Origin of the sequence: Streptomyces griseofuscus (genome assembly GCF_014673495.1) — a bacterium.
In the GTDB taxonomy this organism is placed as follows: Bacteria; Actinomycetota; Actinomycetes; order Streptomycetales; family Streptomycetaceae; genus Streptomyces; species Streptomyces murinus.
On the sequence record NZ_CP051006.1, the window covers coordinates 4,529,891 to 4,552,594 of the forward strand.

The 22,704-nt window shown below is 73.5% G+C and carries 16 protein-coding genes, 2 tRNA genes and 1 riboswitch; of the genes, 11 read left to right on the plus strand and 7 right to left on the minus strand.

Annotated features, from left to right (window positions below; all coding sequences use genetic code 11):
- Nucleotides 1-23: 23 nt before the first annotated feature.
- The 4 genes from HEP81_RS20185 (at nucleotide 24) to HEP81_RS20200 (ending at nucleotide 3,027) form a co-directional block, all read left to right on the plus strand.
- Entirely contained in the window at nucleotides 24-1,535 is a 1,512-nt protein-coding gene (locus tag HEP81_RS20185) for an amino acid permease (RefSeq protein ID WP_037650718.1), read from the plus strand.
- Between the two features lie 88 nt (nucleotides 1,536-1,623).
- Nucleotides 1,624-1,696, plus strand: a tRNA-Lys gene (locus HEP81_RS20190).
- A 66-nt stretch (nucleotides 1,697-1,762) separates the two neighbouring features.
- Nucleotides 1,763-2,299 (plus strand): NADPH-dependent FMN reductase, encoded by a 537-nt coding sequence (locus tag HEP81_RS20195; RefSeq protein ID WP_037650720.1) that lies wholly within the window; start codon nucleotides 1,763-1,765, stop codon nucleotides 2,297-2,299.
- Nucleotides 2,296-3,027 (plus strand): leucine-rich repeat domain-containing protein, encoded by a 732-nt coding sequence (locus HEP81_RS20200; RefSeq protein WP_243279500.1) that lies wholly within the window; start codon nucleotides 2,296-2,298, stop codon nucleotides 3,025-3,027. Before HEP81_RS20195 ends, HEP81_RS20200 begins: the two co-directional genes overlap by 4 nt.
- Nucleotides 3,028-3,062: 35 nt before the next feature.
- Here the strand turns inward: HEP81_RS20200 and HEP81_RS20205 are convergent, their stop codons facing one another.
- The gene (locus HEP81_RS20205; RefSeq protein ID WP_051849828.1) at nucleotides 3,063-3,716 is read right to left on the minus strand and encodes a DUF2637 domain-containing protein; all 654 of its coding nucleotides are present in this window, start codon (nucleotides 3,714-3,716) and stop codon (nucleotides 3,063-3,065) included.
- A gap of 379 nt (nucleotides 3,717-4,095) precedes the next feature.
- Between HEP81_RS20205 and lspA the strand changes: the two genes are divergently transcribed.
- The 5 genes from lspA to HEP81_RS20230 all read left to right on the plus strand — a co-directional run bounded on the left by lspA (nucleotide 4,096) and on the right by HEP81_RS20230 (nucleotide 8,513).
- Nucleotides 4,096-4,620, plus strand: coding sequence for a signal peptidase II (gene lspA, locus HEP81_RS20210; protein WP_037650723.1), 525 nt, complete (start codon nucleotides 4,096-4,098; stop codon nucleotides 4,618-4,620).
- A gap of 23 nt (nucleotides 4,621-4,643) precedes the next feature.
- Nucleotides 4,644-5,825, plus strand: coding sequence for a dihydrofolate reductase family protein (locus HEP81_RS20215; protein ID WP_037650725.1), 1,182 nt, complete (start codon nucleotides 4,644-4,646; stop codon nucleotides 5,823-5,825).
- Nucleotides 5,826-5,871: 46 nt separating this feature from the next.
- Nucleotides 5,872-5,945 (plus strand) — tRNA-Met (locus HEP81_RS20220).
- Between the two features lie 300 nt (nucleotides 5,946-6,245).
- Nucleotides 6,246-6,412, plus strand: a riboswitch (cyclic di-AMP (ydaO/yuaA leader).
- 9 nt (nucleotides 6,413-6,421) lie between these two features.
- Nucleotides 6,422-7,489, plus strand: a complete 1,068-nt coding sequence (locus tag HEP81_RS20225; protein WP_037650726.1) for a M23 family metallopeptidase — start codon at nucleotides 6,422-6,424, stop codon at nucleotides 7,487-7,489.
- A 79-nt stretch (nucleotides 7,490-7,568) separates the two neighbouring features.
- Nucleotides 7,569-8,513 carry an aldo/keto reductase gene (locus HEP81_RS20230; protein WP_037650728.1) on the plus strand — a complete coding sequence of 315 codons (945 nt, stop codon included), beginning with the start codon at nucleotides 7,569-7,571 and terminating at the stop codon, nucleotides 8,511-8,513.
- Between the two features lies 1 nt (nucleotide 8,514).
- Here the strand turns inward: HEP81_RS20230 and HEP81_RS20235 are convergent, their stop codons facing one another.
- The 4 genes from HEP81_RS20235 to HEP81_RS20250 all read right to left on the minus strand — a co-directional run bounded on the left by HEP81_RS20235 (nucleotide 8,515) and on the right by HEP81_RS20250 (nucleotide 13,556).
- Nucleotides 8,515-9,918: a PrsW family intramembrane metalloprotease gene (locus tag HEP81_RS20235; protein ID WP_037650730.1), complete on the minus strand. Its 1,404-nt coding sequence runs from the start codon at nucleotides 9,916-9,918 to the stop codon at nucleotides 8,515-8,517.
- Between the two features lie 54 nt (nucleotides 9,919-9,972).
- Entirely contained in the window at nucleotides 9,973-10,785 is an 813-nt protein-coding gene (trmB, locus tag HEP81_RS20240) for a tRNA (guanosine(46)-N7)-methyltransferase TrmB (protein WP_037650732.1), read from the minus strand.
- A 13-nt stretch (nucleotides 10,786-10,798) separates the two neighbouring features.
- Complete coding sequence (lhgO, locus tag HEP81_RS20245; protein ID WP_037650735.1) at nucleotides 10,799-12,046, minus strand: L-2-hydroxyglutarate oxidase; 1,248 nt, start codon at nucleotides 12,044-12,046, stop codon at nucleotides 10,799-10,801.
- An 85-nt stretch (nucleotides 12,047-12,131) separates the two neighbouring features.
- Entirely contained in the window at nucleotides 12,132-13,556 is a 1,425-nt protein-coding gene (locus tag HEP81_RS20250) for an NsdA family TPR-like regulatory protein (protein ID WP_037650737.1), read from the minus strand.
- Between the two features lie 709 nt (nucleotides 13,557-14,265).
- Here HEP81_RS20250 and HEP81_RS20255 point away from each other — a divergent pair.
- Nucleotides 14,266-16,329: an asparagine synthase-related protein gene (locus HEP81_RS20255; RefSeq protein ID WP_037650739.1), complete on the plus strand. Its 2,064-nt coding sequence runs from the start codon at nucleotides 14,266-14,268 to the stop codon at nucleotides 16,327-16,329.
- Nucleotides 16,330-16,493: 164 nt separating this feature from the next.
- Nucleotides 16,494-19,745: an ATP-binding protein gene (locus tag HEP81_RS20260; RefSeq protein ID WP_435841346.1), complete on the plus strand. Its 3,252-nt coding sequence runs from the start codon at nucleotides 16,494-16,496 to the stop codon at nucleotides 19,743-19,745.
- Between the two features lie 6 nt (nucleotides 19,746-19,751).
- On the opposite strand, the gene HEP81_RS20265 is transcribed toward HEP81_RS20260, so the two are convergent.
- Together HEP81_RS20265 and HEP81_RS20270 are read right to left on the minus strand one after the other, a co-directional pair.
- Nucleotides 19,752-21,578: a sigma-70 family RNA polymerase sigma factor gene (locus tag HEP81_RS20265; protein WP_167739827.1), complete on the minus strand. Its 1,827-nt coding sequence runs from the start codon at nucleotides 21,576-21,578 to the stop codon at nucleotides 19,752-19,754.
- 214 nt (nucleotides 21,579-21,792) lie between these two features.
- Nucleotides 21,793-22,587, minus strand: a complete 795-nt coding sequence (locus HEP81_RS20270; protein WP_037650743.1) for a TetR/AcrR family transcriptional regulator — start codon at nucleotides 22,585-22,587, stop codon at nucleotides 21,793-21,795.
- Between the last annotated feature and the right edge of the window lie 117 nt (nucleotides 22,588-22,704).

The window sequence follows — 22,704 nt, forward strand, 5'->3', positions numbered from 1 at the left end:
GTGGCAGGGGAATTGCTGGGGGCATGACAGAAGACACGACAGCGGGTGTGCCCTCGGACGAGGAGCGGCTGGCCCAGCTCGGTTACACGCAGGTCCTCGCCCGCCGTATGTCGGCGTTCGCCAACTACGCGGTGTCCTTCACGATCATCTCGGTCCTGTCGGGCTGCCTGACCCTCTACTCCTTCGGCATGACCACGGGCGGCCCCGCCGTGATCACCTGGGGCTGGGTCGCGGTCGGCCTGATGACGCTGCTCGTGGGGCTGTCGATGGCCGAGATCTGCTCGGCCTACCCGACCTCGGCCGGACTGTACTTCTGGGCCCACCGGCTGGCGCCCGAGCGCTCGGCGGCGGCGTGGGCGTGGTTCACGGGCTGGTTCAACGTGCTGGGCCAGGTCGCGGTCACCGCCGGCATCGACTTCGGCGCGGCCTCCTTCCTCGGCGCGTATCTGAACCTCCAGTTCGACTTCGAGGTCACACGCGTGCGCACGGTCCTGCTCTTCGCCGCGATCCTGCTGCTGCACGGCCTGCTGAACACCTTCGGCGTGCGGATCGTCGCCTTCCTGAACAGCGTGAGCGTGTGGTGGCACGTGCTCGGGGTGGCGGTCATCGTCGGCGCGCTGGCCGTCGTACCCGACCACCACCGCTCGACATCCTTCGTCTTCACCCACTTCGTCAACGGGACGGGCTGGGGCAGCGGTGTCTACGTCGTCCTGCTCGGCCTTCTGATGGCCCAGTACACGTTCACCGGCTACGACGCCTCCGCCCATATGACCGAGGAGACGCGCGACGCGGCCACGGCGGGCCCGAAGGGCATCGTGCGCTCCATCTGGACGTCCTGGATCGCGGGGTTCGTCCTGCTGCTCGGCTTCACCTACGCCATCCAGTCGTACGACAAGGAGCTGGCCTCCGCGACCGGCGCGCCGCCGGCCCAGATCCTCCTGGACGCGCTGGGCGCCACCTCCGGCAAGCTGCTGCTCCTGGTGGTGATCGGCGCCCAGCTCTTCTGCGGCATGGCCTCCGTGACCGCCAACAGCCGCATGATCTACGCCTTCTCGCGCGACGGCGCGCTGCCCTTCTCCCGGCTCTGGCACACGGTGAGCCCGCGCACCCGCACTCCCGTGGCGGCGGTCTGGCTGGCCGCGTTCGCCGCGCTGGTCCTCGGTCTGCCCTATCTGATCAACTCGACGGCGTACGCGGCGGTGACGTCCATCGCGGTGATCGGCCTCTATCTCGCCTACGTCGTCCCGACCTTCCTGCGGGTCCGCAAGGGCGCGGCGTTCCAGCGGGGCCCCTGGCACCTGGGCCGCTGGTCGGGCGTGATCGGGGTGGTCTCGGTCCTGTGGGTGCTGGCGATCACGATCCTCTTCATGCTGCCCCAGGTCTCCCCCGTCACCTGGAAGACCTTCAACTACGCCCCGATCGCCGTCCTGGTCGTCCTGGGCTTCGCCGCCACCTGGTGGCTCGTCTCCGCGCGCCACTGGTTCCTCGACCCCGCGCGCGCCCGCACCCCCGCCTCCACCCCCGTCAAAAACTAGCCATCCCACCCCCCGACGCGGCCGGGTCCCCCCTACCCGATCGGAGACCCGGCCTCCTGCGGCTATGCTCGGACAGGCAACATCGCCTGGGCCCTTAGCTCAATTGGCAGAGCAGTGGACTTTTAATCCATTGGTTGTGGGTTCGAGTCCCACAGGGCCTACGGAATCGCCCCCAGCTCAGAGGCAGTTCGAGCTGGGGGCTTCAGCCGTTTTCAGGGGGTTCGGTGATGATTCTGCTGCTGTCCGGGAGCCTGCGGGCCCATTCCGCCAATGAGGCGTTGCTGCGCACGGCGCGGGCGGTGGCGGCACAGGCCGGGGTGCGGACCCTGATGTACGACGGGCTGGGCGGGCTTCCGCACTTCAATCCCGATGACGACCGGGAACCGCTGCCGGCGGCCGTGGCCCGGATGCGGGCGGCCATCGAGGCGGCGGACGCGGTACTGATCTGCGCGCCGGAGTACGCGGGGACCCTGCCGGGCGCGTTCAAGAACCTGCTGGACTGGACGGTCGGCGGGACCGAGATCTGCGACAAGCCGGTCGCCTGGGTCAATGTGGCGGCGCCGGGCCGGGGAGAGGGCGCGACGGCCACCTTGCGGACGGTGCTCGGGTACACCGGGGCGGCCGTGGTGGAGGCGGCCTGTGTACGGGTGCCGGTGGGGCACGGTGATGTGGGGGAGGACGGGGTCGTCGCCGACCCGGAGATCCGCCGGCGGGTCGGGGACGTGGTGCGCCTGCTGGTGGCGGCCGGCGCGGGGGAGGCGTGACGCAGGACTCCGCGCGGGTGCTGGATCTGTGGCGGCGGCAGCTGGGGCAGGTGCCCGAGTCGGTCTGGGAGCGTGCCGGGCTCCAGGTGCTCATCCTCGCGGACAACGGGCTCACCGCGCTGCCGGGCGCCATCGGACGGCTGCGGGCCCTGCGGACCCTGGACCTCGGGCACAACCGGCTCACCTCGGTGCCCCCGGAGATCGGGGAGCTGACCGGGCTCGACGGCTTCCTCTATCTGCACGACAACGCGCTCGGCGGGCTTCCCGAGGAGCTGGGGAACCTGACGCGGCTGCGCTATCTGAACGTCGGGGAGAACGCGCTCACGGCCCTGCCCGGCAGCATCGGCCGGATGGCCGGGCTCGTCGAACTGCGGTCGCAGCACAACCGGTTGACCGCGCTGCCCGATGCCGTCGGAGATCTCGGAAGCCTTCGCGAGCTCTGGCTGCGGGGCAATGAGCTGGCGGACCTGCCCGCCTCCATGGGCGCGCTGACGGAGCTGCGCCACCTCGATCTGCGGGAGAACGCGCTGCCCGAACTGCCGCGATGCCTCGCCGGGTTGCCCCTGCTGCGGCAGCTGGACGTGCGCGGCAACCGGCTCACCCGGCTGCCCGACTGGATCCTGGAGCTGCCCGCGCTGGAGAAGCTGGACCTGCGCTGGAACGACTGCCCCCGGGGCTCCCCCCTCACGGCGGAGCTGGAGCGGCGGGGCTGCGTCGTCCTGCTGTGACCGCGCCCGCCGGTGTTCCCGGCGGGCCGGCTCACTCACCTGACGTCGTACGGCCCCTGCGCCTTGGGATTGCGGCGGCTGTGCGCGGCATGCCGGGGGCGGGCCACCTTGGAGGAGACCTGGCCGACGATTTCCCAGAAACACACCAGGGCGGTGATCGGCGGAATTCCGAAGATGATCAGGGAAAGCGGGGAATGCGCCGCATGGCAGACGCACAGGGCGACCGCCATCGCGGAGGCACCCAGCAGAACTCCCCACGATCTCCTGGCACTTCGGCTCTGGACCGTCGCCCGCAGAATGGACAGCGCCGCCACGAGCCAGGGTCCGTACACCGTCAACGGCCACCACTGCGCGAGGCGCATCGGCAGTACCGAGGAAGCGGTGGCACGGAGTTGTGCGTAGGAATAGGAGAAGGACCAGCCCAGCATGCACAGCGCGCACACCGAGATGGTGGCGATCAGCAGCGTGACGGGCGCACCGCGCTGATTGTCGCGCAGCAATCCGGGCTCGGTACGGATGCGCCGACGGTTTCTCCGGTGGCTGGACCTGCCGTGCGGCGGGGCCGGATCGGGATTCGCGGCGGACGCCCCGGACAGCATCTGGGCCAGTTCTTCGACCGGGTCCCATTGCATCTCGAGCGTGCTGAACTCATAGTCACACAAAACGTCTTCATCGTGAATCCTGTCCATGGGCTGACTCCTAGAGCCTCACCATCGCCCGCAGGTACTCACTCTCCAGCTGGCGGATTCTCTTCAAGAAATCGTCAAGAAGATCTGAACAGCCGTCGGTGAACACCTCGCCTTCCCTGCTTTCCAGCCGGAATGTGACCGGCGAGTGGAGATTCAGCGCTGTGCGTCTCTCAGTGCGTGCCACGGTCAGCTAACGAGCCTCTCGGGAGATGAGGGTGTGGGGCATTCGGGTGCTTCTGTAGCTCGAAAGCGGGGTCCGGCGGTCCTATGACAGCAACTGGCGAAAATACGAATGCCGTTTCCGCGGGCCATGGAAAGCGGTGACGTCCCGCCGGCCGGCCCGTACGCTGGGCGGGAATCGGGGAGGAGTACGAGGGTGATGCCGAGCGAGTCGAACGGGCACGGGACGCGGCGGCGGGTGTGGGTGCTGTGGCTGGTGGCCGCCGTCGCCTACGCCGTCGATCTGGGGAGCAAGCTCGCGGTGGTCGCGGGCCTGGAGGGCCGGGACCCCGTGCCGGTGCTCGGGTCCTGGCTGGAGCTGCGGGTGCAGCGCAATCCCGGCGCGGCCTTCGGCATGGGCAGCGCCACGACCATCGTGTTCACCCTGATCGCGCTCGCCGTGGCCGCCGTCATCGTGCGGGTGTCGCGCCGGCTGACCAGCGCACCCTGGGCGATCGCCCTCGGCCTGCTGCTGGGCGGCGCCGTCGGCAATCTGACCGACCGGCTCTTCCGCTCACCGGGCGGCATGCGCGGCGCGGTGGTCGACTTCATCTCGGTGCGCGACTTCAGCGTCATGAACCTCGCCGACTGGGCGATCACCTGCGGCGGTGTACTGATCGTCGTCCTGTCCTTCGCCGGGCACGAACTGGGCGACGCGCGCCTTCCCCGGGAGCAGGCCGGCTGACCCCGGGCCGCACACTGGAGCCGATGAGCACCGAGCGAGCCCACCCCGAGTCCGCGCCGTACCCGTACGTGCTGCTGTCCGCCGCCGTCTCCCTCGACGGCTGCCTGGACGACACCGGCCCGGAGCGGCTGCTGCTGTCCGGACCGGCCGACTTCGACCGGGTCGACGCGGTACGGGCCTCGGCCGACGCCCTCCTGGTCGGCGCCGGCACCCTGCGGGCCGACAATCCGCGCCTGCTGGTCAACTCCGCCGAGCGGCGCGCGATGCGGCTCGCGCGGGGCCGGCCGGAGTACCCGCTGAAGGTCACCGTCACGGGCAGCGGCGACCTCGATGCCGGGGCCCGCTTCTGGCACACCGGCGGCGACAAGCTCGTCTACACGACCGACCGGGGCGCGGCGAGGGCCGCCCGGCTGCTCGGCGGCGCCGCCGAGGTCGTCGCGCTCGGCCCGGAGCTGGACTGGCGGGCGCTGCTCGGCCATCTGCGCACCGAGCGCGGGGTCGGCCGGCTGATGGTGGAGGGCGGCGCGGCCGTGCACACCCAGCTCCTCCAGCAGGGCCTCGCCGACGAGCTGCACCTGGCGGTCGCCCCGCTGGTCGTGGGCGATCCGGCCGCCCCGCGGCTGTTCGGCCCCGGCCGCTACCAGGAGGGCCGGCTGCGGCTCGTCGAGTCCCGCCGGATCGAGGACGTCGTGCTGTTGCGCTACGAGCCCACCGCGCCCGGCACCGGCCCGCTGGCCACCGCTGCCGACCGGCACTGGCTGCGCACCGCCTGCGAGCTGGCCGCGCTGTGCCCGCCCTCGGAGACGGCCTTCAGCGTCGGCGCGGTCGTGGTCGCCGCCGACGGCACCGAGCTGGCCCGCGGCCACTCCCGGGAGGGCACGGACCCGGTGGTGCACGCGGAGGAGGCGGCGCTCGCCAAGACCGACCCCGCCGACCCCCGGCTGCCCGGCGCCACCGTCTACAGCAGCCTGGAGCCCTGCGCCCGCCGCGCCTCCCGCCCCGCGCCCTGCGCCGAGCTGATCCTGCGGGCGGGGGTGCGCCGGGTGGTGACCGCCTGGCGCGAGCCGGACACGTTCGTGGTGGCGGCCGACGGCACGGGGGTGCTGACCGGCGCGGGCGTCGAGGTCCTCGTACTGCCCGAGTACGAGGACCTGGCCAAGGCCCCGAACCGGCATCTGCCGGGCCGCTCCGGGGCCCCGTCGTAACCGATGTGCTTTCCACCCCGGTGATGGCGTACAGTAGAGACATCGCCGCGGGGTGGAGCAGCTCGGTAGCTCGCTGGGCTCATAACCCAGAGGTCGCAGGTTCAAATCCTGTCCCCGCTACTGATATCTCAGGGCCGGAATCCAGTTGATGGATTCCGGCCCTGAGTGTTTTCCGGGCCCCGGATACGGGGGTTACCCGTAGTGACCGTTCAACCTCCCTGTGTATAACATCTGAGTCACCATCAAAAACCCGATGACTCCTGGACCCCGGTCAACTCGCCCGGTTTGACGGCCCGCTGGGCGGTAAGTCCACCGGTCGAAGCGTTAATGATCAAGCCGAACGGCTTGGAAAGTTCCCCCCGGGTCTATTAACGTTCGATAACGCAGCGCGGTCGTCCCAGCCGTCACCCGAGGCGGCTCCGTGCGCACGCGCCGAATCCCGTAAGGGAACCGGGGAACCACCACCTTGGGGTGAATCACGCGGACACCGTCGCGGACTCAGCGAGTCCGGGAGCGGTATACGCGCGTAGGAGACCTTCCTGCTCCGAACCCGTCAGCTAACCCGGTAGGCGGAGGAAGGAAAGGAGCACGCCCCCGTGGCGTCCAACCGGCCTGCCCCAGAAGCCCCGTTCGTGCCCGCCCAGCGTGAACCCGAGTCGTTCGGCCCCGGCCCCGGCCCCGGCCCCGGCCTCGACGACGACGGCCCCTGGGAGGAGTGGAACCCCACCGAGGAGACCGTCACCCCGGTCCGCGGCCGGCACCGCGTCGCCAAGCAGCGCGGCGGCTTCGCCCGCAGCTCCACCGTCCTCGGCGTCGGTGTGATCGCCGCCGTCGGCGCGGGCGGCATCGCCAGCGCCAACACCGGCAAGCCGCCGGTCTCCATCTCGGTGCCGGACATGCCGAACGTCTCGGTGCCGCATCTGTCCACCGTCGAGCACTTCTTCGGCGACGACTCCGCCGCCGCGACCAAGGCCGAGCCCGCCACCGCGCTCACCGACCTCGGGCAGACCACCGAGGGTGCCAAGGACAGCGGCGCCGGCGAGGCCCTGCGCAACCGGATCATGGCCCAGGCCGAGCAGCAGCAGGGCCAGGCCGACAGCAAGGCCACCGCCGCGATGGTCGCCGCCGCCCAGCAGCAGAGCGACGCCGCGGCCGCCAAGGCGGAGAAGGAGGCCGCCGACAAGGCCGCCGCCGCCAAGGAGAAGGCGGAGGCCGCCGTCAAGAAGGCGGCCGAGGCCAAGCGGCTGGCCGAGCTGGCCAAGCAGTACACGCTGCCCGTCGTCTCGTACACGATCACCGGCACCTTCGGGCAGCCCGGCGCCATGTGGTCCTCCGGCTACCACACCGGCCTCGACTTCGCCGCTCCCACCGGCACCCTGATCAAGGCTGTGCACGGCGGCACCGTCACCCAGGCCGGCTGGGCCGGCGCCTACGGCTACCGCACCGTCCTCACCCTGGACGACGGCACCGAGCTGTGGTTCTGCCACCAGTCCTCGATCAATGTCTCGGTCGGCCAGAAGGTCAGCACCGGCGAGGTCATCGGCCGCGTCGGCGCCACCGGCAATGTCACCGGGCCGCATCTGCACCTGGAGGTCCACCCGAACGGGCAGGCCACCGCGATCGACCCCGCGCCCTGGCTGCGCGACAAGGGCCTCAACCCCTGACGGAACCCGCGCGGAATCCGCGCGGATCCCCCCACCGGCGGCGGAATGCGATCATCCGCCGCCGGTGTTGATGTGAAGCATGACTTCTCTGCGCACACTGGGCTCTTCCGACCTCGAGGTCTTCCCGCTCTGCCTGGGCGGCAATGTCTTCGGCTGGACCGCCGACGAGCAGACCTCCTTCGCCGTCCTGGACGCGTACACGGCCGCGGGCGGCAACTTCATCGACACCGCCGACGCCTACAGCGCCTGGGTCGAGGGCCACCAGGGCGGCGAGTCCGAGACCGTCATCGGCAAGTGGGTCAAGGCCCGCGGCAACCGCTCCGACGTCGTCATCGCCACCAAGGTCAGCCAGCACCCGCAGTACAAGGGCCTGTCCGCGGCCAACATCAAGGCCGCCGCCGACGCCTCCCTGGCCCGGCTGGGCACCGACCATATCGACCTCTACTACACCCACTTCGACCAGCCCGAGGTGCCGGTCGAGGAGATCATCGGCGCGCTGGACGAGCTGGTGAAGGCAGGCAAGGTCCGGCAGATCGCCGCGTCCAACATCAGCGCCGAGCGGCTGAAGGAGTCCCTGGACTTCTCCACCCGCGAGAACCTGGCCCGCTATGTGGCGCTCCAGCCGCACTACAACCTGGTCTCCCGGGACACCTACGAGGGCCCGCTCCAGGACCTCGTCGCCCGCGAGGGCCTGTCCACGGTGCCGTACTTCGCGCTCGCCGCGGGCTTCCTGACCGGCAAGTACCGGCCCGGCACGAAGGTGGACAGCGCCCGCGCCGGCGGGGCCGCGAAGTACGCGGAGACCGAGCGCGGCCAGAAGGTCCTCGCCGCCCTCGACGAGATCGCCGCCGCGCACGACGCCGCGCACGCCACCGTCGCCCTCGCCTGGCTGGCCGCCCAGCCGACCGTCACCGCGCCCATCGCCTCGGCCCGCACCCTGGAGCAGCTCCCGCCGCTGCTGGCGGTCGGCGACCTGAAGCTGACGGACGACGAACTGAAGCGGCTGACGGACGCCTCGGCGTAGGTCACATCCGGTACGGGTTGTACGACGGGTATGGTGCCGCCGGGTAGCCGTACCCGGGCCCCGGTCTCTGCGCGTGCCCGGGGCCCTGCGGATATCCGTACCCGGGTCCGGGACCGTACCCGTGCCCCGGCCCCCGGACATACGCGTGCCCGTACGGCGCGGGTGCCCAGCCCGGCGGGACGGGGGCGGGGGCCGCCTTGCGGGCCGCGTACTCCAGGGCGGGGCGGGCGGCCTCCCGGCGCTGCCACAGCTGCTCCAGCAGCTCCCGCTCACGGACGGCGAAGTCCGCGCCCGCCCGGCCGCGGCGGCCCCGCGCCCGCAGCAGCGCGAGGGCGGTGGCGTACGTCTCGTACTGCGCGACCGCCCGTGCCGTGGGGCGTCCGGCGTGGTGGCGGGCGTAGTCGCGGGCCATCCTGCGGGCCCGCATCGAGCCCAGCGCGCCGGGCTCGGCCGGGCCCAGCCAGCCGGCCAGCACATACGCCGGCAGCTCCTCGCTCACTGTGCGCAGCTCCCGCTGCCGGGTCCATATCCCGAGCCAGGTCAGCAGCCCGAACACGGGCAGCATGAAGGCGCCGTAGACCGCGAGGAAGCCGTACTGCCCGAAGGCGGCGGAGCCGTTCCACAGGGCGTGCATGCACATCGCGAGGAGCAGTCCGCCGAGCGGGATCAGCACTCGCCGGGCGCGCCCGCGGGAGCCGTACACCGCGGCGAGGCCGAAGCCGATGCCGGTGCAGGTGGTGAACAGGGGGTGCGCGAACGGGGACATCACGATGCGCACGAAAAAGGTGGCGGCGGTGACCGAGACGATGCCATGGCCGCCGGTGACCTGGTCGGTGCCGAAGGCGGTGCCGAGATAGAGGATGTTCTCGGTGAACGCGAACCCGGTGGCGGTGATCCCGGCTATCACCATCCCGTCCACGACCCCGGTGAACTCGCGCCTGCGGAAGAGGAACACGAGCAGCACGGCCGCGGCCTTGGCGGACTCCTCGACGATCGGGGCTATCACGGTGGCGCCGAGGGTGTTGGCGCCCGCCGGGTCCGCGGTGGAGGTGGCTATCCATTTGGTCGCGAAGCTGTTGGCGACGATGGCTATGAGCGCCGCCGCGAACGCGCCCCAGCAGAACGCGAACACCAGGTTCCGCCAGGCGAAGGGCGCCACCCGGTCCAGCCAGCGGAACGCGGTGATCAGCCAGGGCACCGGCAGCACCGCGAGGCCGAGCCCCACCAGGAACCCCTCGGTGCCGGTCTCCTTGCGCACCAGCGCCAGGATGACGAGGGCGGACATCGCCAGCAGCGTGATCAGCGCGCCGTACCGCACCCAGCGCAGCTGCCACCAGTGCGGGTGGCGCAGCGCCTCGGTACCGGGGTGCGGGGGATACGTCGGGTACACGGAACTGGTGGCCACGGCATCGACCCTAACGGTGGCGGGACGAGGGGCTGAGCGGTTTACCGGCGGCGGCTACCTGCGGTGGAAGAGGAGATCGCGCACGACATGGCCCTTGTCCAGTCCCTGTCCCTCGAAACGGGTCAGCGGCCGGAACCCGGGCCGGGGCGCGAAACCGCCGTCGGCCTGCGTGTTCTCGAAGTCGGGGTGGGCCGAGAGCACCTCCAGCATCTGCTCGGCGTACGGCTCCCAGTCGGTCGCGCAGTGCACCAGCGCGCCGGGCCGCAGCCGGGTCGCGGCGAGGTCGAGGAACTCGGGCTGGATCAGCCGCCGCTTGTGGTGGCGCTTCTTGGGCCAGGGGTCGGGGAAGTAGACCCGCAGCCCGGCGAGCGCGTCGGGCCGCAGCATCTCGCGCAGCAGGATGATCGCGTCCCCGTTGCCCACCCGGATGTTGTCCAGCGCGTTCTGCTCGGCCAGGTTCAGCAGATTGCCCTGGCCGGGGGTGTGCACATCGACCGCGAGCACATTGGTGTCCGGGTCGGCGGCGGCCATCTGCGCGGTGGCCTCGCCCATGCCGAAGCCGATCTCCAGGACGACCGGACGGTCGTTGCCGAACAGCTCGGCGAGGTCGAGCACCCGCTGTCCGTCGATGTCCAGTCCCCAGGCGGGCCACAGCCGCTGGAGCGCGTCGGCCTGCCCGGTCGTCACCCGGCTGCGGCGCGGCTGGAAGCTGCGGATCCGCCGCTCGAAGTGCGAACCGGCGGGATCGGGCTGCGGGCCGTCCGGGAAGCGCGGCTCGCCCTTGGCCCGGGCGGGCCGGGGGTCGGCACCGGGGGCGTCCGGGGCCGGCTCGGACAGGACGTCGGGGGTGTTCAGCGCATCAGACACAGTACGAACGAGTCTACGGGCGCGGCGCGGAGATGCCCGCGCCGCCGACCGCCGCCAGCATCCCCAGCGCCCGGCGCGCGACCTCCCGGCCGATCGGCAGGGACGCGGTGGCCGCCGGGGACGGCGCGTTCAGCACATGCACCGCGCGGGGGCCCTCCTTGATCAGGAAGTCGTCCACCAGGGAGCCGTCCCGCAGCACCGCCTGGGCCCGCACCCCGGCAGGCGCCGGCACCAGGTCCTCGGCCCGCGCCGCGGGCAGCAGCCTGCGCACCGCCTCAAGGAAGGCGCCCTTCGACAGCGAGCGGTGCAGCTCACCCGTGCCGTAGCGCCAGTGCCGCCGGGCTATCGCCCACGATCCGGGCCAGGCCAGGGTGCCGGCCAGCTCCCGGGGCCGTACGACCGTCCAGTCGTACCCCTCGCGGGCCAGGGCCGGGACCGCGTTCGGGCCGATGTGCACGCCGCCGTCGACGCCCCGGGTCAGATGCACGCCGAGGAACGGGAACGCCGGGTCCGGCACCGGGTACACCAGGCCGCGCACCAGTTCGGGCCGGGCCAGCTCGTAGTACTCGCCGCGGAACGGCACGATCCGTACGCCGGGCTCGTCGCCGGTCAGCCGGGCCAGTTCGTCGCAGTACAGACCGGCGCAGTTCACCAGGACCCGGCCGCGCACCACGTCCCCGGCCGCGGTGCGCACGGCGACGCCCCGCTCCGGGCGCCGGTCCACCTGGACGACCCGCGCGCCGTAGCGGATGTCGGCGCCGGAGGCGAGGGCGAGCTGCCGGGCCACGCCCGTGTAGTCGCACACGCCGGTGCTGCCCACGTGTATCGCGGCCAGTCCGCGCACCTCGGGTTCGTACTCGGCGATCTGGGCGGCGCCCAGCTCGCGCACCGGTATTCCGTTCTCCCGGCCGCGCTGGACCAGGGAGTGCAGCCGGGGCAGCTCGGCGCGCTCGGTGGCCACGATCAGCTTGCCGGTGACGGCGTGCTCGACGCCGTACTCGGCGCAGAACTTGACCATCTCGGCGGCGCCCCGCACCGCGTACCGCGCCTTGAGGGAGCCCGGGCGGTAGTAGATCCCGCTGTGGATCACCCCGCTGTTGCGCCCCGTCTGGTGGCGCGCGGGGCCCGGCTCCTTCTCCAGCACGGTCACCCGTGTCCCCGGCGCCGCCCTGCCGACCGCGTACGCCGTCGACAGCCCGACGATGCCCCCTCCGACCACGAGCACATCACAGTCGTACGCCCCGACCGGCACCTGCACCACCTCCCACGTCGATAGTGCACTGCGCCACTGACAGTGCCTTCAAACGCCGGGGTGATCAGTACCGCACCGGTGCCGGGGCGCGGCGCTACGCCGGGGTCATCAGCAGGGGCCTGGCCCGCTCCCGCAGCTCGACCACCCGCGGCTCGTCGCCGTAGGCCTCCAGCCGGTGCAGCAGGTCCCGCACGTACTCCGTGGTCCGCGCCGAGGAGATCCGGCCGGCCACCTCCACCGCCCGCACCCCCTGTTCGCAGGCCGCGTCGAGGTTCCCGGACTCCAGCTCGGCCACCGCGGAGACGACCAGCCGCAGCCCGTGCGAGCGCACGAACTCCTCCGTCGGCTTCGAGAGCGCCTGCTCGGTGAACCTGCGCACCTGGCGCGGCAGCTTCAGGTCCCGGTAGCACTCGGCCGCGTCCGCCGCGAAGCGGTCGTAGCCGTAGAACCCGAGCCACGAGGGATCGTTGTCCCCCTCGCGGGAGCGCTCCAGCCAGCTCTCCGCCGCCTTCAGCGCCCCGCCCGCCGCCTGCGCGTCCCCGGCGCGCGCGTGGGCGCGCGCCTCCACCAGCCGGAAGAAGCTCATGGTGCGCGCCGTGGCCAGCCCCCGGTTGCGTTCGAGGGCGGCCTGCGCGAGGTCGACCCCTTCGTCCCCGAAGCCCCGGTATGTCGCCTGGAGCGACATGGAGGCGAGGACGTACCCGCCGAGCGGTACGTCGGCGGCCGCGCGCGCGAGCCGCAGCGCCTGGATGTAGTACCGCTGCGCCGCCTCCTGCTGGCCGGTGTCGAAGGCCATCCACCCGGCGAGCCGGGTCAGTTCGGCGGAGGCGCCGAACAGCGCGCGGCCGACCTCGTCGGAGTACCCGCCGAGCAGCAGCGGCGCCGCCTCGACGCGCAGGCACTCCGGCACCATCGAGGAACGCCAGTCGCCGCCCCCGTACTTGGAGTCCCAGCGCCTGGCGTCCTCGGCGGCCTCCCGCAGCTTGCGGACATCGCTGTGGCCGACTCTGACCGGTGCGCCGGCGCCCTCGACGGAGCCGTCCTCCCGCGCGACCGAGCTGTCGGCGGGGGTTATCAGCCAGCGTGAGGCGGGCGTCGCGTAGGCGCTCACCGCGAAGGAACCGGCCAGCGACTGCCAGATCCCGCCCGAGCCGGCCCGGCGTCCGGCGAGGTCGAGGCGGTACAGCTCGGTCGCCGACCGCACCGCCTGCGCCACGTCCCTCGGGAAGGCGAGGCCGACCTCGGGCGCGGGGTCCGCGTCCGCCAGGCCGATCTCGTGGAGCGGCACCGGGCGGCCGAGTTTCTGTCCGATGGCGGCCGCGATGAGGTGGGGCGCGGCGCCCTGCGGCACCATGCCCTTCGACACCCAGCGCGCCACGGACGTCTTGTCGTAGCGAAGTGTCAACCCGCGTTGGGCGCCAAGATCATTGACGCGACGCGCGAGTCCTGCGTTGCTGATTCCCGCGAGGGCGAGAACGGCGCCGAGTTTTTCGTTCGGCCCGCGTTGCTCCCTGGACATGCGCCACCCCTCGACACAGACGGCCGCCGCGCGGGCATAACCGTGCGGCATTCGTAAACCCAGCGTAGTTCGCCGCATCCCAAGCGTTAAGGGGCATTGTTCCGGATGGCGGGATTGTGGTCCGTACGGGAGTACGGACCAGTACGCACCGTGCACGGACCGGCCGACGCGTGCCCCCGCGCGTGTGGCCGTGCGCCCGGCCGTGCGCTCTTCTCCGGCCAACTCGCGGGCGGTTTCCTGGTCTTGCGTGGGTCGGCCCGCTGTACTGGATCCAGTGGGCTGGGGGACACCGCCACCTTCATCCCCGCGGGTGGCGGACCGGTCCGGGAGGCGGATGCCGTCTCCCGGACCGTGCGTGCGTCCGGGGCGCCGCGATCACCGCGAGCCCCTACGGAGCGTGCTCATCTCCCGGACACGATCTGGTATTTGGCTGAAAATCGTCCCGCAGAAGTTGGGGTGATTTCTGCGCCGACCATGCAACTTAGGGGCGCGAAAGGCGTTTTGGGGGAGCGTACAGGGGCGCATTCGCGTCGGGCCGTCCCTGGTGGCACCCGACCGAATGCCGGATCATGGTGGCCGCGCGGTCGCGAACCCCCTTACTCCTCCCGCCGTTTCGTGCGGTGTCACCACACCTCTCCCAGGCGTCCTTCGTGGCAGCATGGGTCCGGTTCGATCGGTGCAGTGGTTGTCCACAGGCTGTGGAGGCACGATGCGGTGGTTGGTGGGGTGGAGCAGTGCCGCCGCGGGCACGGCCGGGCTCGGCTCCGCAGGCTCGGTGGGCTACGACGGCGAGACCCTGCACCCGGTCGGCTCCCAGCTCCTGTGGGGCGACCCCGACCCGCTGTGGGCGGTCGGCGACTGGCGCCCGGACGAGGTGCGCGTGGTCACGGCCGACGAGCAGAACCGGATCGCCGTCCTCGGCATCTGCGGCGCCTCCGACGAAGAGCTGCGGCGCGGCCTGTTCACCGCGCGCGGCGGCGCGCTGCGCCATCTGACGAACTGGCCCGGCAGCTACACCGCCGTCGTCCAGGTCGGCCGCCGCGTCACCGTCTGCGGCGATCTCGCGGGCGCCCGCCCGGTCTTCCACACCCCATGGGCGGGCGGCACGGCCTACGCCACCGCCGCGCTGCCGCTGGCCGACCTCATCGAGGCCAACCTCGACTTCGGTCATCTCGCCGCCCTGCTCGCCGCCCCGGACGTCCCGGCCGCGCTGCGCGACACCACCCCCTACGAAGGGGTACGGCGCATTCCGCCGGGGCACGCGCTGGTGCTGCGCACGGGGGCGCGGGAGATCGCCGGGTACGAACAGGTCTCCTCGCTCGCCGTGTCCGCGCCCTCGGCCGACCCCGACCGCGCGGTGGACGCCGTGCGCGACGCCCTGGTGGAGGCGGTGCGCACCCGGCTCGCGGCGCCCCGGCACGTACCCGACCTCGATCCCGGCCCGGTGCCCGGGATGGGGCCCGCCGAGCGGCGCGCCCGGCGCGGGATGCCGGTGCCCGGGATCGGCGCCGATCTCTCCGGCGGCCCGGCCTCCGCCACCCTCGCGCTGCTCGCCGCCGGGCTGCCCGGCCGGCCCGGCACCCTCCTCGGCCACGGCACCGGCGAACGCCTCCTCGCCGTCACCTTCAACGACCTCGCCGTCGGCGGGCGGGAGGCCGAGGTGCAGCGGGCGGGGGCGCTCGCGGCCGACCCGCGGCTGCACCATGTGGTGGTGACCGGCGGCGAGGAGGCCCTGCCCTACGCCGACCTCGACGGCCCCCTCACCGATGAACCAGGACCCTCGCTGGTCATGGCGGGACGCCACCGGGCGCGGCTGGCCGCGGGCAGCGCGGACCACTTCACCGGGCACGGCGCGCGCCAGGTCCTGGACGCACACCCCGCCCGGCTCGCCGACCTGCTGATGGACCGCAGACGCCGGCACCTGGTCGGGCCGGTCGCCGCCCTCGCCCGGGCGGACGGCTCGGTCCTCGTCCCGGCGCGGGTGTACGGGGCGGCCCGACGGCTCGCCCGTACGTCGTACCGGGCGGGGCTGGAGGAGCTGGCCGAGCGGCTGATGCGGCGCCGGTTCGAGGAGCCGAAGGGGGCGGTCGGGGCCTCGCTCGCCGCGCTGACCTGGGCCGCGCCGGGTCCGGCCGCGCGGTGGCTCACGGGGGAGGCACTGGCTGAAGTATCGGTTCTGCTCGGGGTGGAGGGCGACCGGTCGGGTACGGGCGTCCAGCGGCCCGGCGAGCACCGGGCACGGGCGGCGCTCGCCCGGTACGCCGCGGACCTGCGGGTGCTGGAGCAGTCCGCGGAGGTCCGTTCGCAGCGGCTGCACGCACCCTTCCTCGACAACCAGGTGGTCCGCGCCTGCCGTGAACTGCCGGAGGCGCTGCGGGTACGGCCAGGGGCGCGGGCCGAGATCCTGCGCACGGTCCTGGAGAGCACCGGCATCACCGACCTGCCGCCCGGCTGGGGCACCCCCTCGCACGCGTCCTCGGCCGCCGCCGCGCGGGCGGGCCTGCGGCTGTCCGCCGACCCCCTGCTCGACCTCTTCTCCCGCCCGCTGCTCGCCGACGCGGGGCTGGTGGACGGGGGCGTGATCCGCGGGGCGCTGCGCTCGGCGGCCACCGGGGCCACGGTGGAGGGCCTGGCCGACCTGGTCTCCCTGGAGCTGTGGCTGCACCGGCTGCTCTCCCGCCGGGGGACGTGCTGGTCGGGGACGCCGGCGCGGTCCAGGGCGGTGCCGGCGGGGATCCAGCGGCGGCGGGACGCGTTGGCCTCCGGCCTGTGAGCGGGGGACTCCGGTCGCGTTTCGCGGGCGGCCCGGTGGGTGGCTGATCGCGCGGTTCCCCGCGCCCTTTGGTAACCGCGGTGCCGTCGCCCCCGTGGCGCGGGCCCCTCGGCCCCGCCACAAACCCTTCGTGCGGAATGCCGGGCACCGGCGACAATGACCCGGTGCGGTACAGAATTCTCGGCATCACCCAGGCGGCGGACGGCCAGGGCACCCCCCACCCCCTCACCGCCCCCCGCCTCCGCACCCTTCTCGCCGCCCTCGCCCTGCGCCCCGGCCGTACCACCAGCCCCGACACCCTCGTCCAGGAGATCTGGGCCGACGCCCCGCCGCAGGACGCCCCCGCCGCCCTCCAGGCGCTCGTCGGCCGGCTCCGCCGCACCCTCGGCAAGGACGCCGTCACCTCCACCCCCGGCGGGTACCGCCTCGAAGCGACCGAGGACGAGATCGATCTGTACGTCTTCGAACGGCTCACCCGCACCGGCACCAGGGCCCTCGCCGACGGCGAACCCGCCACCGCCCACCGCACCCTGACCGCCGCCCTCGCCCTCTGGTACGGCCCCGCCCTCGCCGACCTCCCCGACCGCACCGCCGCCACCCGCCCCGAGGCCCTGCGCCTGGAGGCGACCCGCGCCCGCGCCGCCGCCGCGCTCGCCCTCGGCCGCGCCCGGGACGTCGTACCGGAGCTGCGGGAGCTGACCGCCGCCCATCCGTACGACGAACCGCTGCACGCCCTCCTCATCCGCGCCCTCGCCGACACCGGCCGCCCCGCCGACGCCCTCGCGGCCCACGAGTCCGTCCGCCGCACGCTCGCCGACACCCTCGGCACCGACCCGGGTCCCGAACTGCGCGCCCTGCACGCCGAGCTGCTGGCACAGGAACACCGGCCCGCCCCGCCGCCGGCCCGCCGGGGCAACCTCCGCCCCCGTCTCACCTCCTTCGTCGGCAGGGAAGGCGAACTCGAAGCCGTACGCGCGGACTTGAGACGCTCCCGCCTCGTCACCCTCACCGGGCCGGGCGGCTCCGGGAAGACCCGGCTCGCCGAGGAGGCCGCGGCCGCCCTCGCCCCGGCCTGGCTGGTCGAACTGGCCCCGCTGGACCAGCCGGACGCGGTGCCGGGCGCCGTGGTCAGCGCCCTCGGGCTGCGCGAGACCGTGCTCCTGAACCCCGAGCTGGCCCCTCAACAGACCGACCCCACCAATCTGTTGATCGAGTACTGCGCCCCGCGCGCCGAACTCGTCGTCCTCGACAACTGCGAGCACGTCATCGACGCGGCCGCCGCCCTCGCCGAGACCCTCCTCACCCACTGCCCGCACCTCACCGTCCTCGCCACCAGCCGCGAACCCCTGGGCGTGCCCGGCGAGTCCGTGCGCCCGGTCGAACCCCTGGTCCCGGAGCAGGCGCACCGCCTCTTCGCCGAACGCGCCAGGGCCGTACGCCCCGACGCCGACGCGGTGCTCGGCGACACCGCCGCCGTGGCGGAGATCTGCCGCCGCCTGGACGGACTGCCGCTCGCCATCGAACTGGCCGCGGCCCGGCTGCGGTTGCTGACCCCGCGGCAGATCGCCGACCGCCTCGACGACCGCTTCCGGCTGCTCACCTCCGGCAGCCGTACGGTGCTGCCCCGCCAGCAGACCCTGCGCGCGGTGGTCGACTGGTCCTGGGACCTGCTGGACGAGCGGGAGCGCACCGTGCTGCGCGAGGTCTCCGTCTTCGCCGGCGGCTGGGACCTCGCCGCGGCCGAGGCCGTGTGCACCGGTCCGGTGGCGGACCTGATCGGGGCACTGGTCGACAAGTCCCTCGTCGTCGCCGCCCCCGGCGGCTGTGGCGGCATGCGCTACCGGATGCTGGAGACCATCCACGAGTACGCCGCCGAGCGTGCCGCCGAGGCACCCGGGCAGCGTGCCGCCGCCGAGCGCCGCCACCGCGCCTGGGCGCGCGCCCTGGTCGAGGAGGCCGATCCGCTGCTGCGCTCGGCGGACCAACTCCGGTGGATCTCCCGCCTGGAGAGCGACCTGGACAACATCCGCGCCGCCCTGGACCGCGCGGTACGGGCGGGCGAGGAGGAGGCGGCGGGCGCGCTCGTGCGGTCCATGTGCTGGTTCTGGTGGCTGCGCAACTACCGCCAGGAAGCGGTGACCCGGGTACGCCAGGTGCTCCGGCTCGGCGCCGCCCTCGACGCCGGTGCGGCGGACGACCCGGCGACCCTCGCGGCCCGGACGGAGTCGGCCGACCACGTGGCGGCGCTGCTCGCCGCCCCCGACGCCGAGGCCGCCCACCCGCTGCGCGAACTCCGCATGGACCTGCGGCTGTTCGAGCTGTTCCTGACGGCGGGCGGCAGCATGGACCACATGGCCACCGACGACCGGGCCCCGCGCTACCTCACCCTCGTCCGGGCCGCCTACGAGCCCGGTGGGCCGATCGCCGCCCGCCTCCCCGGCGTCATCTGGCCGATGACCGCCTACTACCTGGGCAGCCCGGAGGACGCCGCCCGGGACACCTCCCCGGTGGTCGACAACTGCCGTGCGTACGGCGGCGATTGGGAGCTGGGCGCCGCGCTGATGTTCCGCGCCCATGTGCGGGTCGACTCCCCGGGCAATCTGCTCGGGGTGGACGAGGACCTGGCCGAACTGCGGGTGCTCGGCCGCCGGGTCGGGGACCGCTGGATGCGGGCGCAGGTGTGCAGCGCGGCCGGCGAGGCGCACATGGCGCGCGGCCGGTTCGCCGAGGCGCGCGGTGAGTACGCGGAGGCGCTGCGGCTCGCCTACGAGGTGGGCGCGTACGCGGAGTCGCCGTTCCTGCTGGCCCGCCTCGCCGACATCGCCTTCCGCTTCGGGGACCGGGACACCGCGCTCGCCGCCCTGGACGAGGCGGGCACCGCCGCGGAGCGGTACGCGGTCCCGGAGTCCCGCGCCTTCGTGCTGCTGATGCGGGCCTGGATCGCCCTGTCCGACGGCCGGTCCGCCGAGGCCCGGGCGCACTTCGACGCGATCCGCGAGGTGGCGGGGCCCGAGACGTCCCCACCGCAGTTCGTGGCCGGGATGCGCACCATCGAGGCGCTGCTGGTCGCCGCGGAGTCCGGCCCCGAGCGGGGCCTGCCGATCCTGGCCGGGGCGCTGGAGGAGGCCGTCGCCGTGCGCTGCGCCGAGTCGGTCACCGGCGGCATGGTGGACGCCGCGGCCGGTCTGTTCGCCCGGCTCGGTGACCTGCCGGCCGCGATACGGCTGTACGCGGCCGCCGACCACTGGCGCGACGGCTGCCCGCGCAGCGAACCCGAGCGCACCGAGGCCGCCCGGATCCGCGCCGACGCCCGCGCGGCCCTGCCCGCCGACCGGTACGCGGCCGAACAGGCCCGGGGCGCGGGCTACGACGCGTCGGACGTCCTGCGCGAGCTGCGCCGGACCCCCACCGGATGAACCGGGCTACCGGCAGGTGAACCGGGACTCCGCCCAGTCCGCCAGCGCCATCCGGTCGAAGGCGTTGCCGTGCGGGCGCACGACGAGCTGGACGGTCCTGCGCCCGGTGAGATCCACATGGACGGGGACGGCCCGCTCGCGGCCCTTGACCATCCCCGAGTGCCACAGCGGGACCCCGTCCCCGTAGACGGCGAAGTCCACCTTGCCGAGGCCGAGGGTCAGGTCGTCCACGCCGGCCATCGCGTCGTACGCGGTGCACTGCCGGTTGAGGTCGATGGTCACGGAGGACTGGCCGCGGACGGTGGCGCCGTGCGCGAACCGCGTGCCGCCGATGTCGAGGCCGTACCGCTGCCACACCCAGCTGCTCGCGCCGAGCGCGATCTCGGGCTGGGTGCCGTCGCCGCTCACGTCGTAGTTCAGCTCGCTGAGCTGGTAGACGGCGGGCGGCGCCGGAGGCGGGGGCGTCGGGGTCGGGGTGGGCGTGGGGGTGGGCGTCGGGGTCGGTGTGGGCCTCGGGCTCGGCTTCGGCGGCGCGGGCTTCGGCGTCGGCTTCGGCGGGGGTGTCGGGGCCGGCTTCGGCGCGGGCGCGGCGGGCACCACCGGCGTGGGCGTCGGCTTCGGGGTGGGCGCCGGCTTCGGCGGGGTGGGCTTCGGAGAGGGTTTCTGTACGACGACCGGCGGGGCCGGCGCGGAGGGCTTGGCGACCTCCTTCGCCGGATGGCTGTCGTACACGAGACCGAAGGCCACCGCCGCGGCGGCCACCGCGACGACACCGGCGGCGATGCCCGCCTTGACCGGCGCCCCGATCGCCTCCGAGGCGGCCCCGCCCGCGGAACCGGCACCGCCCGATGACCCGCTCGCCGCGGCCGCCGCCCCCGCGGCACCCGCCGCCCCGGCCCCCGCGCCACCCGCGACCAGGCCGAGCGCCTTGGCGTACCCCGCGGCCCCGAACCAGCCGATGACCGCGACCGGCACGACCGCGGGGATGCCCCCCGCGACCTCCTCGATCTGCGCCGCCGCGAGCCGGCACCTGGCGCACTCCTCCAGGTGCTCGCGCAGCCCCCGTTCGGCGCGGACGCGCAGCTTGCGGCGGGCGTAGCCGCCCAGCTGATCGGCGTAGCGCGCGCACTCCGCGTCATCGGTGAGGGTGGTGCTGACGTGGGCCTGGAGGTACGCCTGCTTCAGGCCCTCACGGGCGCGGCTGGCGAGCACCCGGGTGCCGTTGGCGTCCAGGCCGAACAGGACGGCGACCTCGCTCGGGGACTCGTCCTCCACCTCGGTGTGCCACAGCACGGCCTGCCAGCGCTCCGGCAGCGAGCGGAACGCCCGCATGGCCATGGACTGCTCGGCCTCGTGCAACGCCCGTACGTCCGCGCCGAGTTCGAGGGTGTCGTCGTCGGACACCGCCGAGGAGCGGGCGGCCTGCTGGGCGAAGGCGGCGAAGTCGTCGACGAGCTGCTCGCGCCGGGCCGAGGTGATCCAGTGCGCGGCGACGCGCCGTACCGAGGTCAGCAGATAGGCCCGCACGGCGTGCTCGGGACCGGAGCCGCCGCGCACGGCCTGGAGCATCCGGGCGAACACCTCGGCGGTCAGGTCGTCGGCGGTGTGCGCGTCCCGGCAGCAGGTGCGCGCGTACCGGCGCACCGCGGCCGCGTGCCGCCGGTACAGCTCCTCGTACGCGGAGTCGTCGCCGCCCCGCATCCGCTCGATCAGCTCGGCGTCGCCGGTCGGCATGCCCCGCTGTGCGGGGACGTTCCTGCTGCCTGTCCGGCGCCCCTGGCTGGGCACCTGGGTCCCGGCGCCCTCGTCCTCACGCGCCCCGTCAACACTCATCGCGGAACGCCCCCGCCCCAGCCCGACATCACGACCCCAGCGTCCCACATCGTCATTTCTTCAACGACCCTCTCCGCCTCCTGTCACCCGTCCGAGGGGCCTTGCCGGAAAAGGACCACGAAGAAAGGCGCGAAAACGGCCACCCGCGTCACCCGGGCGTGAAGATCGCTCGGATGACGCGGGTGGCCGGACGAAACTCCCGCCGAGGACGGGGTCAGCCGATCGCGGGCCGGGATCGCAGCCCCTCCAACAGGATGTCCAGCAGCCGCGCCGAGGCCGCCGCCTGCTGCGCGGCGTCCGGCAGCGACGGCGCCGCCGTGGCGATCACCAGCAGCACATCGGAGACGGACACATCGGCCCGCAGCTCCCCGGCCGCCCGCGCCCGCTCCACCAACTGCCCCACGACCGCGAGCAGTTCACCGGAACCGGAGTCCTCCGAGTAGCCGGAGTCCTGCCCCACGAGCCGCAGTTCACCGGGCCCGGGCTGAAGCCGCTGCTGCGGCACCCGGGCCTCCTCGACGACCGAGCGGACGCCGTCGGCCGCATCCGCGGAACCCTCAGAGGAGCCGACCCGCAGCACCTGCGGAGGCAGCAGCCTGCCCGCCCCCGACGCGACCGACGTGCGCAGGAACCGGGACAGCGCCGACCACGGCTCGTCCTCCTGCCCGAGCGCCGTCCGCGCCTGCTCGGTGAGCCGCGCCGTCTCCTCCTCGGCTATCCGCCTGACCAGCACGTCCTTGCTGGGAAAGCGCCGGTAGACGGTCCCGACCCCGACCCGCGCACGCCGCGCCACGTCCTCCATCGGCGCGCCGTAGCCCAGCTCGCCGAACACCTCACGCGCCGCACGCAGCACGTGCTCCAGATTGCGCTGTGCGTCCACCCGCAGCGGCGTCGTACGCGCCCCGTCCGCGCGCCCGTTCGCCGTCGCGACCGCCGGCACCGCCGGCATCGCCGATCCTCCGGCCGCCACCGCGGTGGCGGCGGACCAGTGCGTGTCCTGAATATGCATGTGTTTCCCCCGGTGCATGACGTCTCCCCCCGGAGACACTCCCCGTCACTGATGCCGGGGTGTGCGAAGGGGCACCGATCGCCGCGGGCCGGCCCGTCGCTGAGCCCGTACGACCAC

What these genes read in the sequence shown, in the direction of transcription:
- HEP81_RS20185 (WP_037650718.1), top strand. Translation starts at nt 24, where the DNA reads ATGACAGAAGACACGACAGCGGGTGTGCCCTCGGACGAGGAGCGGCTG.
- HEP81_RS20195 (WP_037650720.1), top strand. Translation starts at nt 1,763, where the DNA reads ATGATTCTGCTGCTGTCCGGGAGCCTGCGGGCCCATTCCGCCAATGAG.
- HEP81_RS20205 (WP_051849828.1), bottom strand. Translation starts at nt 3,716, where the DNA reads ATGGACAGGATTCACGATGAAGACGTTTTGTGTGACTATGAGTTCAGC.
- lspA (WP_037650723.1), top strand. Translation starts at nt 4,096, where the DNA reads ATGCCGAGCGAGTCGAACGGGCACGGGACGCGGCGGCGGGTGTGGGTG.
- HEP81_RS20215 (WP_037650725.1), top strand. Translation starts at nt 4,644, where the DNA reads ATGAGCACCGAGCGAGCCCACCCCGAGTCCGCGCCGTACCCGTACGTG.
- HEP81_RS20230 (WP_037650728.1), top strand. Translation starts at nt 7,569, where the DNA reads ATGACTTCTCTGCGCACACTGGGCTCTTCCGACCTCGAGGTCTTCCCG.
- HEP81_RS20250 (WP_037650737.1), bottom strand. Translation starts at nt 13,556, where the DNA reads ATGTCCAGGGAGCAACGCGGGCCGAACGAAAAACTCGGCGCCGTTCTC.
- HEP81_RS20255 (WP_037650739.1), top strand. Translation starts at nt 14,266, where the DNA reads ATGCGGTGGTTGGTGGGGTGGAGCAGTGCCGCCGCGGGCACGGCCGGG.
- HEP81_RS20265 (WP_167739827.1), bottom strand. Translation starts at nt 21,578, where the DNA reads ATGAGTGTTGACGGGGCGCGTGAGGACGAGGGCGCCGGGACCCAGGTG.
- HEP81_RS20270 (WP_037650743.1), bottom strand. Translation starts at nt 22,587, where the DNA reads ATGCATATTCAGGACACGCACTGGTCCGCCGCCACCGCGGTGGCGGCC.